Raw genomic sequence first — 18188 nt, 5'->3', positions numbered from 1 at the left:
GGGGCAAAGCGGGAAAACCCCTCTTGTCCCTCGTGAGCGCGTGCTGCGGCGCAGCATGCTACTATTTTGGTTGACTGTTTTAGTCGGCTAACCGGAACTGTTTTCTCGATGACCAAGACCTCGCTGGACAAGAGCAAGATCAAATTCCTGCTGCTGGAGGGCATCCATCCCTCCGCCGTCGAGGTGCTCCGTTCCGCGGGTTACACGAATATCGAAACCCTGCCCGGCGCGCTGGAAGGCGCGGCGCTGGCCGAGAAGATCGCCGATGTGCATTTCCTCGGCATCCGCTCGCGCACGCAGCTGACCGAAGAAGTGTTCGCTCACGCCCAAAAGATGGTTGCTGTCGGCTGCTTCTGCATCGGTACCAACCAGGTGGACCTGGGCGCGGCCCGTGAACGCGGCATCGTTGTATTCAACGCGCCGTATTCCAACACCCGTTCCGTGGCCGAGCTGGTGCTGGCCGAAGCCATCCTGCTGCTGCGCGGCGTGCCGGCGCGCAATGCGTCCGCGCATCGTGGCGGCTGGCTGAAATCCGCCGACAACTCCTTCGAAATCCGTGGAAAGACGCTCGGCGTCGTGGGCTACGGCTCGATCGGCACCCAGCTGTCGGTGTTGGCCGAGGCGCTGGGCATGCATGTGGCTTTCTACGATGTGGTGACCAAGCTGCCGCTGGGCAACGCCCGCCAGATCGGCAGCCTGGACGAACTGCTGGCGACCAGCGATATCGTCACGTTGCACGTGCCGGAGACGCAGGCCACGCAGTGGATGATCGGCGCGGCACAGATCGCCGCCATGAAGCAGGGCTCGATCCTGATCAATGCCTCGCGCGGCACCGTCGTCGATATCGACGCACTGGCCGATGGTGTGAAAAGCGGCAAGCTGCTGGGCGCGGCGGTGGATGTGTTTCCCGTCGAGCCGCGCAGCAACAAGGATTCGTTCGAGTCGCCCCTGCGCGGGCTGGACAACGTCATCCTCACGCCGCACATCGGTGGTTCCACCATCGAGGCGCAGGCCAACATCGGCCTGGAAGTGGCGGAAAAGCTGGTCAAGTACAGCGACAACGGCACGACGACCTCTTCAGTGAACTTTCCTGAAGTCGCGCTGCCGGCCCACCCGGGCAAGCACCGCCTGCTGCACATCCATCGCAACGTGCCTGGCGTGCTGTCGGAGATCAACCGCATCTTCTCGGAAAACAACGTCAACATCTCCTCGCAATTCCTCCAGACCAACGAGAAGATCGGCTACGTGGTGACCGACATCGACGCCGCCTCATCCGACGTGGCGCAGGAAAAGCTGGCCCAGGTGCCCGGCACGATCCGCAGCCGGGTGCTGTTCTAGCGCTTTCGGGCAAAAATGCAGGGCTGACTTAAAATCGCGCCTCCCCGGCGCTGCGGGCGCGACGCGCCTGGCCCGGGGCATAAGACAGCCCCATGAATGCACCGACCGCGCTTACAGCGCTGTTGTCTCAGGTCGATGAACCTGTCCGACTGCGTGAGATCCCCTACAACTACACGAGCTTCTCCGACCGGGAGATCGTGATCCGGCTGCTGGGCTCCCGGGCCTGGGACCTGCTCGATGGGTTGCGCGGCGAGCGCCGCACCGGCCGCTCGGCCCGCATGCTCTATGAAGTGCTGGGCGACATCTGGGTCGTGCAGCGCAATCCTTACCTGCAGGACGACCTGCTCGACAACCCCAAGCGTCGCCGGCAACTCGTGGACGCGCTGCGCCACCGCCTGGCCGAGGTCGAGAAGCGCCGCACGCCCGGCGTGGACGCGGAGCGCGACGCCCTGGTGGGCGAGCTGCTGGCCGAGGCGAACAAGGCGGTCAATGCCTTCGGCGCCCGCTTCGAGGAGACCGCCGAACTGCGCCGTCGCGCCCAGCGCGTGCTGCGCAAGCACACGGCGCACGACAACATCCGCTTCGACGGCCTGTCGCGCGTGTCGCACGTGACCGACGCGACCGACTGGCGCGTCGAGTACCCGTTCGTGGTGCTGATTCCCGACACCGAGGCCGAGATGGCTGCGCTGGTGCGCGCCAGCATCGAGTTGGGCCTGACCATCATCCCGCGCGGCGGCGGCACCGGCTACACCGGCGGCGCGATTCCGCTGACGTGGCGCAGCGTGGTCATCAACACCGAGAAGCTGGAGGCGATGACCGAAGTCGAGAAGGTCGCGCTGCCGGGCGTCGAAGGCCTGGTGCCGACGATCTGGACCGAAGCCGGCGTGGTCACACAGCGCGTGGCCGATGCCGCCGAGCGTGGTGGCTTCGTCTTCGCGGTGGACCCGACGTCGGCCGAAGCCTCGTGCATCGGCGGCAACGTGGCGATGAACGCTGGCGGCAAGAAGGCCGTGCTCTGGGGGACGGCGCTCGACAACCTGGCCTCGTGGCGCATGGTGACGCCGCAGGCCGAATGGCTCGAGGTGGTTCGCCTGAACCACAACCTCGGCAAGATCCATGACGTGGAAGTCGCGAGCTTCCAGCTGAATTACTACGCGGCCGACGGCAAGACGCCGCTGCGCACCGAACGGCTCGACATACCGGGCTCGACCTTCCGCAAGGAAGGCCTCGGCAAGGACGTGACCGACAAGTTCCTGGCCGGCCTGCCGGGCATCCAGAAGGAAGGCACGGACGGCCTGATCACCAGCGCGCGCTGGGTGGTGCATCGCATGCCCGAGCACACGCGCACCGTGTGCCTGGAGTTCTTCGGCAACGCCAAGGACGCGGTGCCCAGCATCGTCGAGATCAAGGACTTCATGTTCGCCGAGCAGAAGCGCACGGGTGTGCTGCTGGCGGGCCTGGAACATCTGGACGACCGCTATCTGAAGGCGGTCGGCTACACCACCAAATCCAAGCGCGGCGGACTGCCCAAGATGGTGCTGGTGGGCGACATCGTCGGCGACAACGCGGACGACGTGGCGCGCGCGACCAGCGAGGTGGTGCGCATCGCCAACTCCCGCAGCGGCGAGGGCTTCATTGCCATCAGCGCCGAGGCGCGCAAGAAATTCTGGCTCGACCGCAAGCGCACGGCCGCCATCAGCCGCCACACCAACGCCTTCAAGATCAATGAAGATGTGGTGATCCCGCTGCCACGCATGGCCGAGTACACCGACGGCATCGAGCGCATCAACATCGAGCTGTCGCTGCGCAACAAGCTGCAGCTGGTCGACGAACTCGAAACCTTCTTCACGCGTGGCAACCTGCCGCTGGGCAAGAGCGACGACGCGAACGAGATACCGTCGGCCGAACTGCTGGAAGACCGCGTGGCGCAGGCCGTTGCGTTGCTGGGTGAGGTGCGTGCGCTGTGGGCCGGTTGGCTGACTGACGTGGACACCCTGTTCCCACAACTGCAGGACCATTCGCTGCGCGCGAGCTGGAAAACGCAAATCCGCGCCCCGCTGCAGCAGATCTTCGCGGGTGCCGCGTTCAAGCCGCTGCTGGACGAATGCAATGCCATCCACCAGCGCGTGCTCAAGGGCCGCGTCTGGGTCGCGCTGCACATGCACGCGGGCGACGGTAACGTGCACACCAACATTCCCGTCAACAGCGACAACTACGAGATGCTGCAGACCGCGCACGAAGCAGTGAAGCGCATCATGGCGCTGGCGCGCTCGCTGGACGGCGTGATCTCGGGCGAGCACGGCATCGGCATCACCAAGCTTGAATTCCTGAGCGATGCGGAGTTGCAGCCCTTCGAGGACTACAAGAAGCGTGTCGATCCCGAAGGCCGATTCAACAAGGGCAAGCTGCTGCGAGCGGGCTCGTTCGGCAACGAATACCTCTATGCCGACCTGACCAACGCCTACACGCCGAGCTTCGGCCTGATGGGGCACGAGTCGCTGATCATGCAGCAGAGCGACATCGGTGCGATCGCCGACAGCGTGAAGGACTGCCTGCGTTGCGGCAAGTGCAAACCCGTGTGCGCCACGCATGTGCCGCGCGCCAATCTGCTCTACAGCCCGCGCAACAAGATTCTTGCCACGTCGCTGCTGGTGGAGGCGTTCCTGTACGAAGAACAGACGCGCCGCGGTGTATCCATCAAGCACTGGGAAGAGTTCGAGGATGTCGCCGATCACTGCACGGTGTGCCACAAATGCCTGTCCCCGTGCCCGGTGAAGATCGACTTCGGCGACGTGTCGATGAACATGCGCAACCTGCTGCGCAAAATGGGCAAGAAGTCGCTGCGCCCCGGCAACAAGGCCGCGATGCTGATGCTGAACGCCACCAATCCGCAGACCATCAAGTTCCTGCGCACGGCGATGGTGGACGTCGGCTTCAAGGCCCAGCGCATCGCCCATGACCTGCTGCGTGGCCTCGCGCGCCGGCAGACTGCACATCCGCCCGCGACGCTGCACCCGGCACCCATCAAGGAGCAGGTGATCCACTTCGTCAACAAGAAGATGCCCAGCGGCCTGCCGAAGAAGACGGCGCGCGCGCTGCTGGACATCGAGGACAAGGACTACGTGCCCATCATCCGCGACCCGCAGGCCACCACGTCCGAGACGGAAGCGGTGTTCTATTTCCCGGGTTGCGGTTCCGAACGCCTGTTCTCGCAGGTCGGCCTGGCCACACAGGCCATGCTCTGGCATGCGGGCGTGCAGACCGTGCTGCCGCCGGGCTACCTGTGTTGTGGTTATCCGCAGCGCGGCAGCGGCCAGTTCGACAAGGCCGAGAAGATCATCACGGACAACCGCGTGCTGTTCCACCGCGTGGCCAACACGCTCAACTACCTGGACATCAAGACTGTGGTGGTGAGTTGCGGCACCTGCTACGACCAGCTGCAGGGCTACCAGTTCGACAAGATCTTCCCGGGCAGCCGCATCATCGACATCCACGAGTACCTGCTCGAAAAGGGCATCAAGCTCGACGGGAAAGACGCTTATCTCTACCACGACCCCTGCCACACGCCGATGAAGCTGCAGGATCCGATGAAGACGGTGAAGGCCCTCGTCGGCAATGCATCGGGCGACAACGTGCTCAAGTCCGACCGTTGCTGCGGCGAATCCGGCACATTGGGCGTGACGCGGCCCGACATCTCCACGCAGATCCGCTTCCGCAAGGAAGAAGAGCTGAAGAAGAACGAAGCCACGCTCCGCGCGAAGACCGGCGTCGCCGAAGGCCAGAAAGCCGACATGAAGATCCTCACGAGTTGCCCGAGCTGCCTGCAGGGGTTGTCCCGCTACGGCAACGATCTGGACAACGGCCTGCTCGAAGCCGACTACATCGTGGTCGAGATGGCCAGCCAGATCCTGGGCAAGGACTGGATGGGCGACTACGTGAAGGCCGCCAACTCGGGTGGCATCGAGCGGGTCCTGGTGTGAGCGTCCTCAGACAAGCCGGCTGCCCCCTGTGCGACGCGGTCGGCGGAGAGCTTGTCGCCGCCGGCAGCGGGATGCGGGTCATCCGTGCGACGGAGCCCTCGACCGAAGGCTTCCCTGCCTTCTATCGTGTCGTATGGGACGCGCACGTCGCCGAACTCTCCGACCTGTCGGTCGACGAGCGCAATCGCTGCATGGATGTGGTCGTCCGGGTCGAGCACGCCCTGCGCACCGCACTTCCCGAAGGATTGCGACCCGACAAGATCAACCTCGCTGCGCTCGGCAACATGGTGCCCCACTTGCATTGGCACGTCATCGCGCGCTACCGGTGGGACAGCCACTTCCCGTCACCGGTCTGGGCAGTCGCGGTCCATGCTGCGCCGCAAGATCGCATTGCCGCCTTGCAGGCGGCCCTGCCGGCGGTGGAGGCTTCGATGAAGCAGTCGCTGGCTGTCGCCGGTCTCCGTTAGCATCGCCCGTTACGTTCATCCACAAAGTCGTCAGAAGGACGTCCATATGGCAGGCTTGCAGCGCGGGGCACCGACGCCCGTTTCGATCACCGTCCACGGCCAGTCGCGCCAGCTCGAGGTGTCGTTTTCCGACGGTGCGCATTTCCACATCCCGCTGGAGCTGATGCGTATCTACTCGCCGTCGGCCGAAGTGCAGGGGCACGGCCCCGGACAGGAGGTGCTGCAGACCGGCAAGCGCATGGTCGGCCTGGAAAGCCTGGCGCCGGTGGGCAACTACGCGGTGCAGCCCACGTTCTCCGATGGCCATGACAGCGGCATCTTCTCCTGGGACTACCTGTATTTCCTCGGCGCGCAGCAGGAGCAGCTGTGGGCCGACTACGCCGCACGGCTGGAGGCGGCCGGCGTGGGGCGCGATGACCCGATGCCCGAGGCCGGTGGCCACGGCTGTGGCCATCACCACTGAGCTTTCCTTTCATCAAATAGGCGACAAATTCCCCGATCTGGTGCGGGGTTGTCGGGGATGGTGCGGGTAATAGCGCCTAGCATCGGGCCATGAGCAGCACCCACTTCGGCTTCGAGACCGTCGACGAGAACGACAAGCAGCGGCGTGTGCGCGGCGTGTTCGATTCGGTCGCGCCGAATTACGACGTCATGAACGATCTGATGTCGATGGGTCTGCATCGCGCCTGGAAGGCTTACACGGTGCTGGTTTCCGGCGTGCGCGAAGGCTCGCGCGTGCTCGACATCGCGGGCGGCACCGGCGACCTGGCGCTGGCCTTCGCGAAGAAGGTCGGCAAGAGCGGCCAGGTGGTCCATACCGACATCAACGAAGCCATGCTGCGCACCGGCCGCGACCGCCTGATCGACGCTGGCGTGACGCTGCCCACCTTCGTGTGCGACGCCGAGAAGCTGCCGTTCCCCGATGATCATTTCGACGTCGTGTCCGTGGCCTTCGGCCTGCGCAACATGACGCACAAGGACGCGGCCCTGGCCGAGATGCGCCGCGTGCTCAAGCCGCGCGGCAAGCTGCTGGTGCTCGAATTCTCGAAGGTGGCCAAGCCGCTGGAGAAGGCCTACGACTGGTATTCGTTCAACGTGCTGCCCAGGCTGGGCAAGCTCGTGGCGGGTGACGACGCAAGCTATCGCTACCTCGCCGAATCGATCCGCATGCACCCGGGGCAACAGGAGCTCAAGACCCTGATGCACAAAGTCGGCTTCGGGCATGTGGACTATCACAACATGACAGGCGGTGTCGTGGCCTTGCATGTTGGAATCAGGTGCTGAAGTTTTTTCCCAAGGAGACGGTATGAAAATCTGGGCGTTATTGCTGGCATGCACGATGGCGCTGGTCTCGGTCACCGCCGAAGCCAAGCGCCTGGGTGGCGGCAAGTCTTTCGGTCGCCAGTCGGGCAACGTCACGCAGCGCGATGCGACGCCGCCGGCGTCTCCCGCGCAACCCGCCGGCACGCCCGGCTCTCCTGCCCAGAATGCGACGGCAGCCAAAGCCGCGCCCGCGGCACCGGCTGCTGCGGCGGCGCAGACGCAGCGCCGTCCGTGGGGTGCCATGCTGGGCGGCCTGGCCGCTGGCCTGGGCCTCGCATGGCTGGCGCACTCGCTGGGCTTCGGCGAGGCGTTCGGCCAGATCCTGCTGATCCTGTTGCTGGCGGCGGTGGCTGCTGCCGTCATCGGCTTCTTCATGCGCTCGCGCCGTCCGGCCGCGTCGGGGCTGGCCTATCAGGGCGCAGGCGCGTCTCCCGTCCAGCCGGCTGCCGCACGACAGTACAGCCCGGAGCATGTGGGCAACGACGCATCCGCGCGTCCGTGGGAACGCAGCAGCATGGCGTTCGACGCCAGCAGTTTCCAGAACAACAACGGCTCACGGGGCGTCGTCATCGGCTCTGCACTTTCGGGTTCGCAGAGCTGGGGTGTCCCGTCCGATTTCGACACCGAGGGCTTCCTGTCCGCTGCCAAGCGCAACTTCGTGACCCTTCAGGATGCATGGGACCGCAACGACATCCCCACGCTGCGATCCATGATGACCGACGGCATGGTGGACGAAATCCGCCAGCAGCTCGCCGAGCGTGAAGCACACCTGGGCGGCGTGCCCAACAAGACCGACGTGGTGATGATCGATGCCCGTCTTCTGGGCATCGAGGACCTCGGCAGCGACTACATGGCCAGCGTGGAGTTCTCCGGCATGATCCGCGAGCAGCCTTCCGCCGGCCCGAGCCCGTTCCGTGAAGTCTGGAACATGACCAAGCCCAAGAGCGGATCGAGTGGCTGGCTTGTGGCGGGCGTCCAGGCGCTGCAGTAACACGGCGGTCCGGGCGCAAAAAGCACGGAACCTCCGTGCCCTGCGCGAATAAATGCGGAAATAATGGGGACTATGGCAACACAGTCCCCATTTCCCTTTCTGGATGGCTTGTTCGCGCGTGTCGGCGAACGCGTGGGCGAGCATCTGCAACCGCCGCCGTGGATGGTCGACGAAGTGCAGCAACGCGCCGTGCTGTTCCTCAACCATGTGCTGCAGCAGGAGCCCGAGGCGCAGGACCGCCTGGCGCGCCAGAAGGACAAGGTCATCTTTGTGCAGTGGCGGCAGTTCAACATCCGCTTGCGTGCCACGCCGGCCGGGCTGCTCGACCGGGCGGCCGCAGATGCCCCGGCTGACCTGACGCTGACCGTCACCGACACATCGCCTGCCGCCCTTGCGCAGGCTGCGTTCAAGGGCGAGAAACCCGCGGTTCGCATCGAAGGCGATGTGCAACTCGCTGCCGAAGTCAACTGGCTGGTGGACCATGTGCGCTGGGACGTCGAGGACGATCTTGCGCGCGTGGTGGGCGACGGCCCGGCGCACTTCGCCGCCTCCACCGCACGCAAGGTGTCCGAGGCCCTGCGGCAGTTCGTCAGCCAGCGCCGCAGCGCTTCAGCGGACAAGACTGCGGGCGAGACGGCGGACAAGAGCGGCGAATGACGCGGGTTTTCCGTGGCGCCTTCATCGTCTGGATCGTCTTCCGCTACGGTCTGGACGAGCTCGTCCTCACCAGCTTCCGCCAGCCGTGGCTGCGACTGGTCGCGCGTGTCATTTCGCTGGGCCGCAGGCTGGACGCGCCGCGTGGGCAGCGGTTGCGCGAGGCGCTGGAGCGGCTGGGTCCGATCTTCGTGAAGTTCGGACAGGTGCTGTCCACACGGCGGGACCTGATGCCGCCGGACATTGCCGACGAACTTGCCCGCCTGCAGGATCGTGTACCGCCCTTCGATTCGGCGATTGCCATCGCCACCATCGAGCGGGCCTTCCGTCGGCCTGTATCGGAGGTGTTCCTCTCGTTCGAGGAAGTGCCGATCGCCAGTGCGTCCATCGCACAGGTGCACTTCGCCACGCTGCGCGACCGCCACGGCCACGCGCGTGAAGTGGCAGTGAAGGTATTGAGGCCCGGTATGCGGCCAGTCATCGAAAAGGACATCGCGCTCATGCGCATGATGGCCGGCTGGGTGGAAAGCCTTTCTGCCGACGGCAAGCGGCTCAAGCCGCGTGAAGTGGTGGCCGAGTTCGACAAGTACCTGCACGACGAACTGGACCTCGTGCGCGAGGCGTCCAACGCCGCGCAACTGCGCCGCAACATGGCGGGCCTGGACCTCGTGCTGATTCCCGAGATGTTCTGGGACTTCTGCCATCCGGAAGTCATGGTCATGGAGCGCATGAAGGGCGTGCCGATCAGCCAGCTCGACCGCCTGCGCGAAGCCGGCGTCAACGTGCCCCAGCTCGCGCGCGATGGCGTCACCATCTTCTTCACCCAGGTGTTCCGCGACGGTTTCTTCCATGCCGACATGCACCCGGGCAACATCCAGGTGAGCATCGAGCCCGGCACGTTCGGGCGCTACATCTCGCTGGATTTCGGCATCGTCGGCACACTGACCGAGTTCGACAAGGAATACCTGGCGCAGAACTTCACGGCATTCTTCCGCCGTGACTACAAGCGCGTGGCCGAGCTGCACATCGAAAGCGGCTGGGTGCCGCCGGACACGCGGGTCGATGAACTCGAAGCCGCCATCCGCAGCGTCTGCGAACCGTACTTCGACCGGCCGCTCAAGGAAATCTCGCTCGGCATGGTGCTGATGCGCCTGTTCCAGACCTCGAGGCGCTTCCACGTCGAAATCCAGCCGCAGCTCGTGCTGTTGCAGAAGACGCTGCTGAACATCGAGGGCCTGGGCCGCCAGCTCGACCCCGAGCTGGACCTCTGGAGCACGGCCAAGCCCTTCCTCGAGAAGTGGATGATCGACCAGCTGGGTCCGCGCAAGCTTTTCGAGCAGCTGCGCGACGAGGCCCCGCACTATGCCAAGTTGTTGCCCGAGTTGCCGCGTCTGGTCTACGACTTCCTGCGGCAGCGGCCGTCGGCGCATCAGCGCGAACTGCAGCAGTTGCTGGTGGAACAACGACGCACCAACCGGCTGCTGCAGGCCGTCATCTATGGCGGCATCGGTTTTGCTTTGGGTCTGCTGGTCATGCAAGTCGTCGTGCGGGTGCGCCTGTTCTAGCTTGTTTGACTCGCCGCACCCACCCGATAATGCGCGGCGCATCGTTCACCAACCCTGCTTCTGTGGAGACCCGGAATGCTGATGACCTTTATCGTGTTGTACCTGCTCGCCTCGGTGGCGATCGGCCTGCTGGCCGCCCGCAAGGTCCACAACACCGCCGACTATGCGGTGGCCGGCCGCAGCCTGCCGCTGGCCGTCGTGATCGCAACCACGTTTGCCACCTGGTTCGGCTCTGAAACCGTTCTTGGCGTTTCCGCGCGCTTTGTCGACGGTGGCCTCGGCGCGGTGGTCGAGGACCCCTTCGGTGCTTCGATGTGCCTGGTGCTCGTCGGCCTGTTCTTCGCCTACCGTCTCTACCAGAAGAACCTCATCACGCTGGGCGACTATTACCGGCAGCGCTACGGCAAGGGCATCGAAGTCGTTTGCTCGCTGATCATCATCCTCAGCTACCTGGGCTGGGTGGCGGCGCAGATCACCGCGCTGGGCCTTGTCTTCAATCTGCTCACGCAAGGCGCGGTTTCGTTGCCCGTTGGCATGGTGATCGGTACGTCCATCGTCCTTGTCTACACGCTGTTCGGCGGCATGTGGTCCGTGGCACTCACCGATTTCGTGCAGATGATCGTGATTGCCGTCGGACTGATCGCCATCGCCTGGTTCGCGGCAGACCTTGCCGGCGGCGCCGGCAAGGTGATCGAATACGCGGCCACGGAAGGCAAATTCCAGTTCTTCCCGACTTCCGGCGAACCGAAGGATTGGCTTTTCTTCTTTGCGGCGGCCATCACCATGATGCTCGGCTCGATTCCCCAGCAGGACGTTTTCCAGCGTGTGATGTCGTCGAAGGACGCGAAGACGGCGCAACGCGGGCCGGTGATCGGCGGCATCCTGTATTTCCTCTTCGCGCTGATCCCGATGTTCGTGGTCACGTCGGCCGTGCTGATCATGCCCGACGCCGTTCCCGCGCTGCTCAAGGACGACCCGCAGAAGATCCTCCCCACGCTGGTCATGGAGAAGATGCCGGTCATCCTCCAGGTGGCATTTTTCGGCGCCTTGCTGTCGGCCATCATGTCCACCGCATCGGCCACGCTGCTGGCACCGAGCACCACCTTTGTCGAGAACATCCTGCGCAATCTGAAGCCCGGGATGAGCGACGCCGCCACCCTCAAGGCCATGCGGATTTCGGTGCTGGTGTTCACCGTCTGCGTGCTGGCCTACGCCATCACCATGGAGGGCACGTCGATCTACGAGCTGGTGTCCGGCGCCTATCAGGTTCCGCTTGTGGGGGCGTTCATCCCGCTGGTTTTCGGGCTTTACTGGAAGCGCGCCACCACGCAGGGCGCCTTTGCTGCCGTTGTCCTGGGACTGGGGACCTGGCTGCTGTTCATCGCGATCCCGGCCTGGGGTGAGGCATTCCCGCAGCAATTGGCAGGCGTGCTCGCCGCGCTGGCAGGGATGCTCGCCGGCTCGCTGCTGCCGCAGTGGGTGGCTGATCACAAGGGACATGTCCATCATTTCGAGGGCAGCGGCGCCAAGCCCTGACAGGCCGCCCGATCGAAAGGCTTCCCGGCAGGCCCGGGAAGCGGTGCAGAGCCTATAATTGAAGGCTTTGCCCCGCTTCCACGTTCCAGCCATGCCAATCTACGCTTACAAATGCGGGTCCTGTGGCCATGCCAAGGACGTGCTCCAGAAGATTTCAGACGCACCGCTGACGGTTTGTCCGGCCTGCGGCGCTGAGGCGTTTTCCAAACAGCTCACGGCGGCGGGATTCCAGTTGAAGGGCTCGGGTTGGTACGTGACCGATTTCCGCGGTGGCTCGTCCGGCGCGGCACCGGCGTCCGACGCCAAGTCGGATTCCAAGCCTGCGGAAGGCGGCACTCCGGAAAAGTCGTCCGAAAGTAAATCCACCGAAAGCAAATCGACCGAAAGCAAGCCCGCAGAAACGAAGTCGGAAACCAAGTCCGACAGCAGCAGTACGTCGTCCTCCAAGAGCGGCTCCGCCCCTGCTGCTTCCGGTGCCCGCGGCACAGGCCGTGGCAGCGACTGAACCCGCGATGAACGTGATGGCCGCCCTGCGCAAATGGTTGTTCGCCGGCTTGCTGGTGATCGTGCCCGTGGGCATCACCATCTGGGTGCTGGAATGGATCCTGAGCACGCTGGACAAGACGCTGTACATCCTGCCCGCGCAGTGGCATCCGGACAAGCTGTTCGGCTTCCATATCCCTGGCTTCGGTGTGGTGCTGGCGCTCGTGATCCTGCTGGCCGTGGGTGCCGTGGCCAGCAATTTCCTGGGCAAGAAACTCGTGCAGTGGGGCGACGCGCTGGTCGGCCGCATTCCGGTCGTGCGCTCCATCTATTCCAGCGTCAAGCAGGTATCGGACACGCTCTTCTCCGAAAACGGCAACGCATTCCGCACCGCGGTGCTGGTGCAGTGGCCGCGGGAAGGCGTCTGGACGATCGCGTTCGTCACGGGCACGCCGGGCGGTGACGTCGCGACCTATCTGGCCGAGGACGACTACCTCACCGTCTACGTTCCCACCACGCCCAATCCGACGGGCGGGTACTTCGTCATCCTGCGGCGCAGCGAATGCATCGAGCTGCGCATGGGCGTGGACGAAGCCCTGAAGTACATTGTTTCCATGGGAGTCGTGGTGCCGGCGCAGCCTCTGCCGCCGCTGGTCACTACACCGGCTCCCGCTCCATCCTCCTGAACATCATGTCCATGCGTACCCAATATTGCGGTCTCGTCACCGAAGCCCTGATGGGCCAAACCGTCAGCCTGTGCGGCTGGGTCAACCGCCGTCGTGACCACGGTGGCGTGATCTTTGTCGACCTGCGCGATCGCGAAGGCTACGTGCAGGTCGTATGCGACCCCGACCGCGCCGACATGTTCGCCGCCGCCGAAGGCCTGCGCAACGAGTTCTGCGTGCAGGTCAAGGGCGTCGTGCGCGCCCGTCCGGAAGGCACGACGAATGACGCGCTCAAGAGTGGCAAGATCGAAGTGCTGTGCCACGAACTGACGGTGCTCAACCCGTCGGTCACACCGCCGTTCCTGCTCGACGACGACAACCTGTCGGAGACCACGCGCCTCACGCACCGCGTGCTGGACCTGCGTCGCCCCTACATGCAGAAGAACCTGATGCTGCGCTATCGCGTTTCGATGGCGGTGCGCAAGTTCCTGGATGCCAACGGTTTTGTGGACATCGAGACGCCCATGCTCGGCAAGTCCACGCCCGAAGGCGCGCGTGACTACCTCGTGCCCAGCCGCGTCCACGACGGCATGTTCTTCGCGTTGCCGCAGTCGCCCCAGCTGTTCAAGCAGTTGCTGATGGTGGCCGGCTACGACCGCTACTACCAGATCACCAAGTGCTTCCGCGACGAAGACCTGCGCGCGGACCGCCAGCCCGAATTCACGCAGATCGACATCGAGACCTCGTTCCTGTCGGAAGAGGAAATCCGCGAGATGTTCGAAGGCATGATCCGCAAGGTGTTCCGCGAAGTCATGAATGTGGACCTGCCCGGTTATCCCGTCATGAAGTACGCCGACGCCATGCACCGCTACGGCTCGGACAAGCCTGATCTGCGCGTGAAGCTCGAGTTCACCGAACTCACCGACGTGATGAAGGACGTGGACTTCAAGGTGTTTTCCGCACCCGCCACCACCAAGGGCGGCCGTGTGGTCGGCCTGCGCATCCCCGGCGGCGGCGAGATGTCGCGCGGCGAGATCGATGGTTACACCGAGTTCGTGAAGATCTATGGTGCCAAGGGCCTCGCCTGGATCAAGGTCAACGATGCGGCCAAGGGCCGTGAAGGCCTGCAGTCGCCCATCGTGAAGAACCTGCACGACGCGGCCATTGCCGAGATCATCGCGCGCACCGGCGCGCGCAACGGCGACCTGATTTTCTTCGGCGCCGACAAGGCCAAGGTGGTCAACGATTCGATCGGCGCGCTGCGCGTGAAGATCGGTCACAGCGAATTCGGCAAGAAGGCCGGCCTGTTCGAGGACAAGTGGGCCCCGCTGTGGGTGGTCGACTTCCCGATGTTCGAATTCGACGAGGACGAGCAGCGCTGGAGCGCCGTGCACCACCCGTTCACCGCGCCCAAAGACGGTCACGAAGACCTCATGGACACGGCGCCCGACCAGTGCGTGGCCAAGGCCTACGACATGGTGCTCAACGGCTGGGAACTCGGTGGCGGTTCGGTGCGTATCCACCGCGCCGATGTGCAGAGCAAGGTGTTCACCGCGCTCAAGATCAGCCCGGAAGACGCACAGTTGAAGTTCGGCTTCCTGCTGGATGCACTGCAGTATGGTGCGCCCCCGCACGGTGGCCTGGCCTTCGGCCTGGACCGCCTGGTGACGCTGATGACCAAGGCGGAATCCATCCGCGACGTGATCGCCTTCCCCAAGACGCAGCGCGCACAGGACCTGCTGACGCAGGCACCTTCTGCCGTGGACGAGAAGCAGTTGCGCGAATTGCACATCCGCCTGCGCAACGTGCAGCAGGCCTGACGGCCAGGGTCGCCGGGGCTGCTGCTGCCGGCTCGCACCGCACGCCACCATGCACAAGATTCCAGAATCGGTGCTGGTGGTAGTGCACACCGAGGCGCTCGACGTCCTTCTGATCCGCCGTGCCGATGCCGGCACCTGGCAGTCGGTCACTGGCAGCAAGGATCTGCCCGGAGAATCCTTCTTGCAGACCGCGGTGCGTGAAGTGGCCGAGGAAACCGGCATCGACGCGCTCGCGCCGCGCATGCGCCTGACCGACTGGCAACTCGAGAACATCTACGACATCTATCCGCGCTGGCTGCATCGCTACGCGCCCGGCGTGACACGCAACACCGAGCACGTGTTCGGCCTGTGCGTGCCAGCCGGCACGGACATACACCTCAACCCGCGCGAGCACACCGAATGGCGCTGGCTGCCGTGGCGTGAGGCCGCCGACGAGGTGTTTTCCCCCTCCAACGCCGAAGCCATCCTGCTGCTGCCACAATTCCAGCCGTGAACCTCCTGCGCGTTGCCACCTACAACATCCACAAGGGTGTGCAGGGCCTCGGCCCGGCGCGGCGTCTGGAAATCCACAACCTGGGCCACGCGGTCGAGCAGCTCGACGCCGACGTGGTCTGCCTGCAGGAAGTGCGCAAGCTGCACCGCCGGGAGGCCCGGTACTTCACCCGCTGGCCGGAGCTGCCACAGGCCGAGTTCCTCGCGCCGGAGGGCTACGAATCGGTGTACCGGACCAATGCGTTCACCAGACACGGCGAGCACGGCAACGCGCTGCTCTCGCGCTGGCCGGTGGTGAACCACCAGCACGAGGACATGTCGGACCATCGCTTCGAGCAGCGCGGCCTGTTGCACGCGCAGGTGTTCGCGCAGGACATGCCGGTGCATGTGATCGTCGTGCACCTGGGGCTCATTCCGGCCAGCCGGCTGCGGCAGATCACGCGGCTGCGCACTTTCATCGAACGCGAAGTGCCGCCGCACGAACCGCTGGTGGTGGCAGGCGACTTCAACGACTGGGGCCTGCCGCTGCGGATGGCCATGAACGCCATGAACCTGCGTTCGCTGGACAGCCAGCGCACGCCGACCTATCCGTCCCGCCTGCCGCTGGTGCAACTGGACCATGTGTACGCGCGCGGCCTCAAGCCCGTGGCGCAGCACGCGCCGCGCGGGCGCATCTGGTCGCGCATGTCCGACCATCTGCCACTGATCGTCGACCTCGCCTACGACCCCTGAGACAGCCGGGCCGGGCGATCGCTGCTACCATGCCCGGATGTTAATGAAGACCGATGCCGCCATGAAGCCTGCCGATACGGACGAAGGAACGCCAGTCTCCGTCAAGATCCGCGAGCGGCTCAATGCTGCCCGTCACCGGTTCAACGCGAACGACAACATTGCCGACTTCCTCGAGCCGGGCGAACTGGAGCAACTGCTCGACGAGGTCGAGGTCAAGATGCAGGGCGTGCTCGACAGCCTGGTCATCGACACCGAGCGCGACCACAACACCGGCGACACCGCCCGCCGGGTGGCCAAGATGTACCTCAACGAGGTGTTCAAGGGCCGCTACGTCCGCGCACCCAGCATCACCGAGTTCCCCAACGCCGAGCACCTGAACGAGCTGATGATCGTCGGCCCGATCACCGTGCGCAGCGCCTGCAGCCACCATTTCTGCCCGGTCATCGGCAAGATCTGGATCGGCGTCATGCCCAACGAGCACACCAACGTCATCGGCCTGTCGAAGTACGCGCGGCTGGCCGAATGGGTGATGGGTCGTCCGCAAATCCAGGAGGAGGCTGTCGTGCAGCTGGCCGACCTGATCATGGAAAAGACCCAGCCAGACGGCCTGGCCATCGTCATGCAGGCCAGCCACTACTGCATGGCCTGGCGCGGCGTGAAGGACATGGACAGCAAGATGATCAACTCGGTCATGCGCGGCGTGTTCCTCAAGGACCCCGCGCTGCGCCGCGAATTCCTCGCCCTCATCCCGCAGAAGGACTGAACACCATGCTGGTACGCCTGCTCTACGCCAGTCGCGCCGTCGACCCCCGGACCGAGGTGATCGACGCCATCCTCGCGCAGTCGCGCCAGCACAACCCGGCCAGCGGCATCACCGGCATCCTCTGCTATGGGGGCGGCATCTTCCTGCAGGCCATCGAAGGCGGGCGCATGCCGGTCAGCGAATTGTTCGGGCATATCCAGAGGGACGCGCGCCACAAGGACGTGGCGTTGCTGCACTACGAAGAAATTTCCGAACGCCGCTTCGGCGGCTGGACGATGGGCCAGGTCAACCTGTCCAAGCTCAACACGTCCATCCTTCTCAAATATTCCGAGAAGGCCGAGCTCGACCCTTATACGGTGTCCGGCCGCGTGTCGCTGGCGCTGCTCGAGGAACTGATGGCCACCGCGTCCATCATCGGCCGCGCCTGAGGCGGCGCCGCCAAAAAGCCATACACGTACCGAGTCGAGCGTGCAGTCCGGCATGGTGTTCCTCGCCGGGTGCGATTTCTCCAGCAGGCCCACGCGGCGCAAGCCCATCGTCGTGGCACAAGGCACCGAGTCGGGTGGCCGCGTCCGCCTCGACCGCCTGCTGCGCTTCGAAACGATCTTTGCGTGGACCGGATGGCTTCGTACACCCGGCCCCTGGGTGTGCGGTTGCGACTTTCCTTTCGGCCTGCCGCGTGAACTGGTCGCCACGCTCGGCTGGCCGACCGATTGGCATGCGTGCATGCGGCATTACGCGAGCCTGAGTCGTGCCGGGATCCGCGAGCAGTTCGCTGCCTTCTGCGATGCGCGTCCGGTGGGCGGCAAGTTCGCGCATCGCGCGACCGACAGGCCAGCGGGTTCGAGCCCGTCCATGAAATGGGTGAATCCGCCGGTGGCCTACATGCTGCATGCAGGTGTGCCCGCGCTGCTCGAAGCGGGCGTGCACCTGCCCGGGCTGCATGACGGCGACACCACGCGCGTGGCGCTGGAGGCCTACCCGGGTCTGCTCGCGCGCGAAGTTCTGGGCCTGCGCAGCTACAAGAGCGACGAGCGCGCGAAGCAGACACCCGAGCGGCTGATCGCGCGCAAGGACCTGCTCACCGCCCTCGAGAACGGACAGACGCGCCTGGGCGTGTCGCTCAAGCTCAGCCATGCGCAACGCGATGCGTTGGTCGAGGACGCCAGCGGCGACAGCCTCGACGCGGCGCTGTGCCTGCTGCAGGCGGCCTGGGCGGCGCGCCAGCACACCAGGCAGGACAGTGCCGCCAGCCAGTCCGCAGCGCCGGGTTGGGGCTTGCCGACCCACATGGATCCACTCGAGGGCTGGATACTGACAGCGGAGTGACGGCAGCGCGGAGTGGCGGCCATGCTGGCACGTGGATTGCACCCTTTGCA

General features: G+C 64.9%; 17 protein-coding genes. All 17 read left to right on the top strand.

What is annotated here, in order from left to right; genetic code table 11:
- Nucleotides 1-108 precede the first annotated feature (108 nt).
- The 17 genes from serA (at nt 109) to ACO2Q9_RS05270 (ending at nt 18138) form a co-directional block, all read left to right on the top strand.
- A complete protein-coding gene (serA, locus tag ACO2Q9_RS05350) occupies nt 109-1338 on the top strand; it encodes a phosphoglycerate dehydrogenase (RefSeq protein WP_423309034.1) in 1230 nt (409 codons plus the stop codon).
- Nucleotides 1339-1430: 92 nt separating this feature from the next.
- On the top strand, nt 1431-5318 hold the full coding sequence (locus tag ACO2Q9_RS05345; protein WP_423309032.1) for a DUF3683 domain-containing protein: 3888 nt from the start codon (nt 1431-1433) through the stop codon (nt 5316-5318).
- A gap of 71 nt (nt 5319-5389) precedes the next feature.
- A complete protein-coding gene (locus ACO2Q9_RS05340) occupies nt 5390-5785 on the top strand; it encodes an HIT family protein (RefSeq protein WP_423309943.1) in 396 nt (131 codons plus the stop codon).
- Nucleotides 5786-5831: 46 nt separating this feature from the next.
- A complete protein-coding gene (locus ACO2Q9_RS05335) occupies nt 5832-6248 on the top strand; it encodes a gamma-butyrobetaine hydroxylase-like domain-containing protein (protein WP_423309030.1) in 417 nt (138 codons plus the stop codon).
- 89 nt (nt 6249-6337) lie between these two features.
- A complete protein-coding gene (ubiE, locus tag ACO2Q9_RS05330; protein ID WP_423309028.1) occupies nt 6338-7069 on the top strand; it encodes a bifunctional demethylmenaquinone methyltransferase/2-methoxy-6-polyprenyl-1,4-benzoquinol methylase UbiE in 732 nt (243 codons plus the stop codon).
- 22 nt (nt 7070-7091) lie between these two features.
- Nucleotides 7092-8099 carry a Tim44 domain-containing protein gene (locus ACO2Q9_RS05325; protein ID WP_423309026.1) on the top strand — a complete coding sequence of 336 codons (1008 nt, stop codon included), beginning with the start codon at nt 7092-7094 and terminating at the stop codon, nt 8097-8099.
- A 72-nt stretch (nt 8100-8171) separates the two neighbouring features.
- Nucleotides 8172-8756 carry an SCP2 sterol-binding domain-containing protein gene (locus ACO2Q9_RS05320; protein ID WP_423309024.1) on the top strand — a complete coding sequence of 195 codons (585 nt, stop codon included), beginning with the start codon at nt 8172-8174 and terminating at the stop codon, nt 8754-8756.
- Nucleotides 8753-10318 (top strand): ubiquinone biosynthesis regulatory protein kinase UbiB, encoded by a 1566-nt coding sequence (ubiB, locus tag ACO2Q9_RS05315; RefSeq protein ID WP_423309022.1) that lies wholly within the window; start codon nt 8753-8755, stop codon nt 10316-10318. Before ACO2Q9_RS05320 ends, ubiB begins: the two co-directional genes overlap by 4 nt.
- A 75-nt stretch (nt 10319-10393) precedes the next feature.
- Nucleotides 10394-11854: a sodium:solute symporter family protein gene (locus ACO2Q9_RS05310; RefSeq protein ID WP_423309020.1), complete on the top strand. Its 1461-nt coding sequence runs from the start codon at nt 10394-10396 to the stop codon at nt 11852-11854.
- Between the two features lie 91 nt (nt 11855-11945).
- Nucleotides 11946-12359: an FmdB family zinc ribbon protein gene (locus ACO2Q9_RS05305; RefSeq protein ID WP_423309942.1), complete on the top strand. Its 414-nt coding sequence runs from the start codon at nt 11946-11948 to the stop codon at nt 12357-12359.
- 16 nt (nt 12360-12375) lie between these two features.
- A complete protein-coding gene (locus tag ACO2Q9_RS05300) occupies nt 12376-13023 on the top strand; it encodes a DUF502 domain-containing protein (RefSeq protein WP_423309940.1) in 648 nt (215 codons plus the stop codon).
- A 5-nt stretch (nt 13024-13028) separates the two neighbouring features.
- The gene (aspS, locus tag ACO2Q9_RS05295; protein WP_423309018.1) at nt 13029-14822 is read left to right on the top strand and encodes an aspartate--tRNA ligase; all 1794 of its coding nucleotides are present in this window, start codon (nt 13029-13031) and stop codon (nt 14820-14822) included.
- Between the two features lie 49 nt (nt 14823-14871).
- Nucleotides 14872-15315 carry a dihydroneopterin triphosphate diphosphatase gene (gene nudB / locus ACO2Q9_RS05290; RefSeq protein WP_423309016.1) on the top strand — a complete coding sequence of 148 codons (444 nt, stop codon included), beginning with the start codon at nt 14872-14874 and terminating at the stop codon, nt 15313-15315.
- Nucleotides 15312-16046, top strand: a complete 735-nt coding sequence (locus tag ACO2Q9_RS05285; protein ID WP_423309014.1) for an endonuclease/exonuclease/phosphatase family protein — start codon at nt 15312-15314, stop codon at nt 16044-16046. The genes nudB and ACO2Q9_RS05285 overlap by 4 nt, the downstream gene beginning before the upstream one ends.
- A gap of 37 nt (nt 16047-16083) precedes the next feature.
- On the top strand, nt 16084-16809 hold the full coding sequence (gene folE, locus ACO2Q9_RS05280; protein WP_423309012.1) for a GTP cyclohydrolase I: 726 nt from the start codon (nt 16084-16086) through the stop codon (nt 16807-16809).
- 5 nt (nt 16810-16814) lie between these two features.
- The gene (locus ACO2Q9_RS05275; RefSeq protein ID WP_423309010.1) at nt 16815-17237 is read left to right on the top strand and encodes a BLUF domain-containing protein; all 423 of its coding nucleotides are present in this window, start codon (nt 16815-16817) and stop codon (nt 17235-17237) included.
- A 52-nt stretch (nt 17238-17289) separates the two neighbouring features.
- The gene (locus tag ACO2Q9_RS05270) at nt 17290-18138 is read left to right on the top strand and encodes a DUF429 domain-containing protein (RefSeq protein ID WP_423309938.1); all 849 of its coding nucleotides are present in this window, start codon (nt 17290-17292) and stop codon (nt 18136-18138) included.
- Nucleotides 18139-18188: the final 50 nt, after the last annotated feature.

The sequence above is a fragment of the Variovorax sp. VNK109 genome, from assembly GCF_049445855.1.
Lineage (GTDB): Bacteria > Pseudomonadota > Gammaproteobacteria > Burkholderiales > Burkholderiaceae_C > JAGOCV01.
The sequence above is the reverse complement of the archived record's forward strand: the minus strand, read 5'-3'. Positions and strand labels throughout refer to the sequence as shown.

Bases quoted from the DNA above. Each gene is read 5' to 3' on its own strand.
- serA (WP_423309034.1), top strand. From the start codon at position 109: ATGACCAAGACCTCGCTGGACAAGAGCAAGATCAAATTCCTGCTGCTG.
- ACO2Q9_RS05345 (WP_423309032.1), top strand. From the start codon at position 1,431: ATGAATGCACCGACCGCGCTTACAGCGCTGTTGTCTCAGGTCGATGAA.
- ACO2Q9_RS05340 (WP_423309943.1), top strand. From the start codon at position 5,390: ATGCGGGTCATCCGTGCGACGGAGCCCTCGACCGAAGGCTTCCCTGCC.
- ACO2Q9_RS05335 (WP_423309030.1), top strand. From the start codon at position 5,832: ATGGCAGGCTTGCAGCGCGGGGCACCGACGCCCGTTTCGATCACCGTC.
- ubiE (WP_423309028.1), top strand. From the start codon at position 6,338: ATGAGCAGCACCCACTTCGGCTTCGAGACCGTCGACGAGAACGACAAG.
- ACO2Q9_RS05325 (WP_423309026.1), top strand. From the start codon at position 7,092: ATGAAAATCTGGGCGTTATTGCTGGCATGCACGATGGCGCTGGTCTCG.
- ACO2Q9_RS05320 (WP_423309024.1), top strand. From the start codon at position 8,172: ATGGCAACACAGTCCCCATTTCCCTTTCTGGATGGCTTGTTCGCGCGT.
- ubiB (WP_423309022.1), top strand. From the start codon at position 8,753: ATGACGCGGGTTTTCCGTGGCGCCTTCATCGTCTGGATCGTCTTCCGC.
- ACO2Q9_RS05310 (WP_423309020.1), top strand. From the start codon at position 10,394: ATGCTGATGACCTTTATCGTGTTGTACCTGCTCGCCTCGGTGGCGATC.
- ACO2Q9_RS05305 (WP_423309942.1), top strand. From the start codon at position 11,946: ATGCCAATCTACGCTTACAAATGCGGGTCCTGTGGCCATGCCAAGGAC.
- ACO2Q9_RS05300 (WP_423309940.1), top strand. From the start codon at position 12,376: ATGGCCGCCCTGCGCAAATGGTTGTTCGCCGGCTTGCTGGTGATCGTG.
- aspS (WP_423309018.1), top strand. From the start codon at position 13,029: ATGTCCATGCGTACCCAATATTGCGGTCTCGTCACCGAAGCCCTGATG.
- nudB (WP_423309016.1), top strand. From the start codon at position 14,872: ATGCACAAGATTCCAGAATCGGTGCTGGTGGTAGTGCACACCGAGGCG.
- folE (WP_423309012.1), top strand. From the start codon at position 16,084: ATGTTAATGAAGACCGATGCCGCCATGAAGCCTGCCGATACGGACGAA.
- ACO2Q9_RS05275 (WP_423309010.1), top strand. From the start codon at position 16,815: ATGCTGGTACGCCTGCTCTACGCCAGTCGCGCCGTCGACCCCCGGACC.
- ACO2Q9_RS05270 (WP_423309938.1), top strand. From the start codon at position 17,290: ATGGTGTTCCTCGCCGGGTGCGATTTCTCCAGCAGGCCCACGCGGCGC.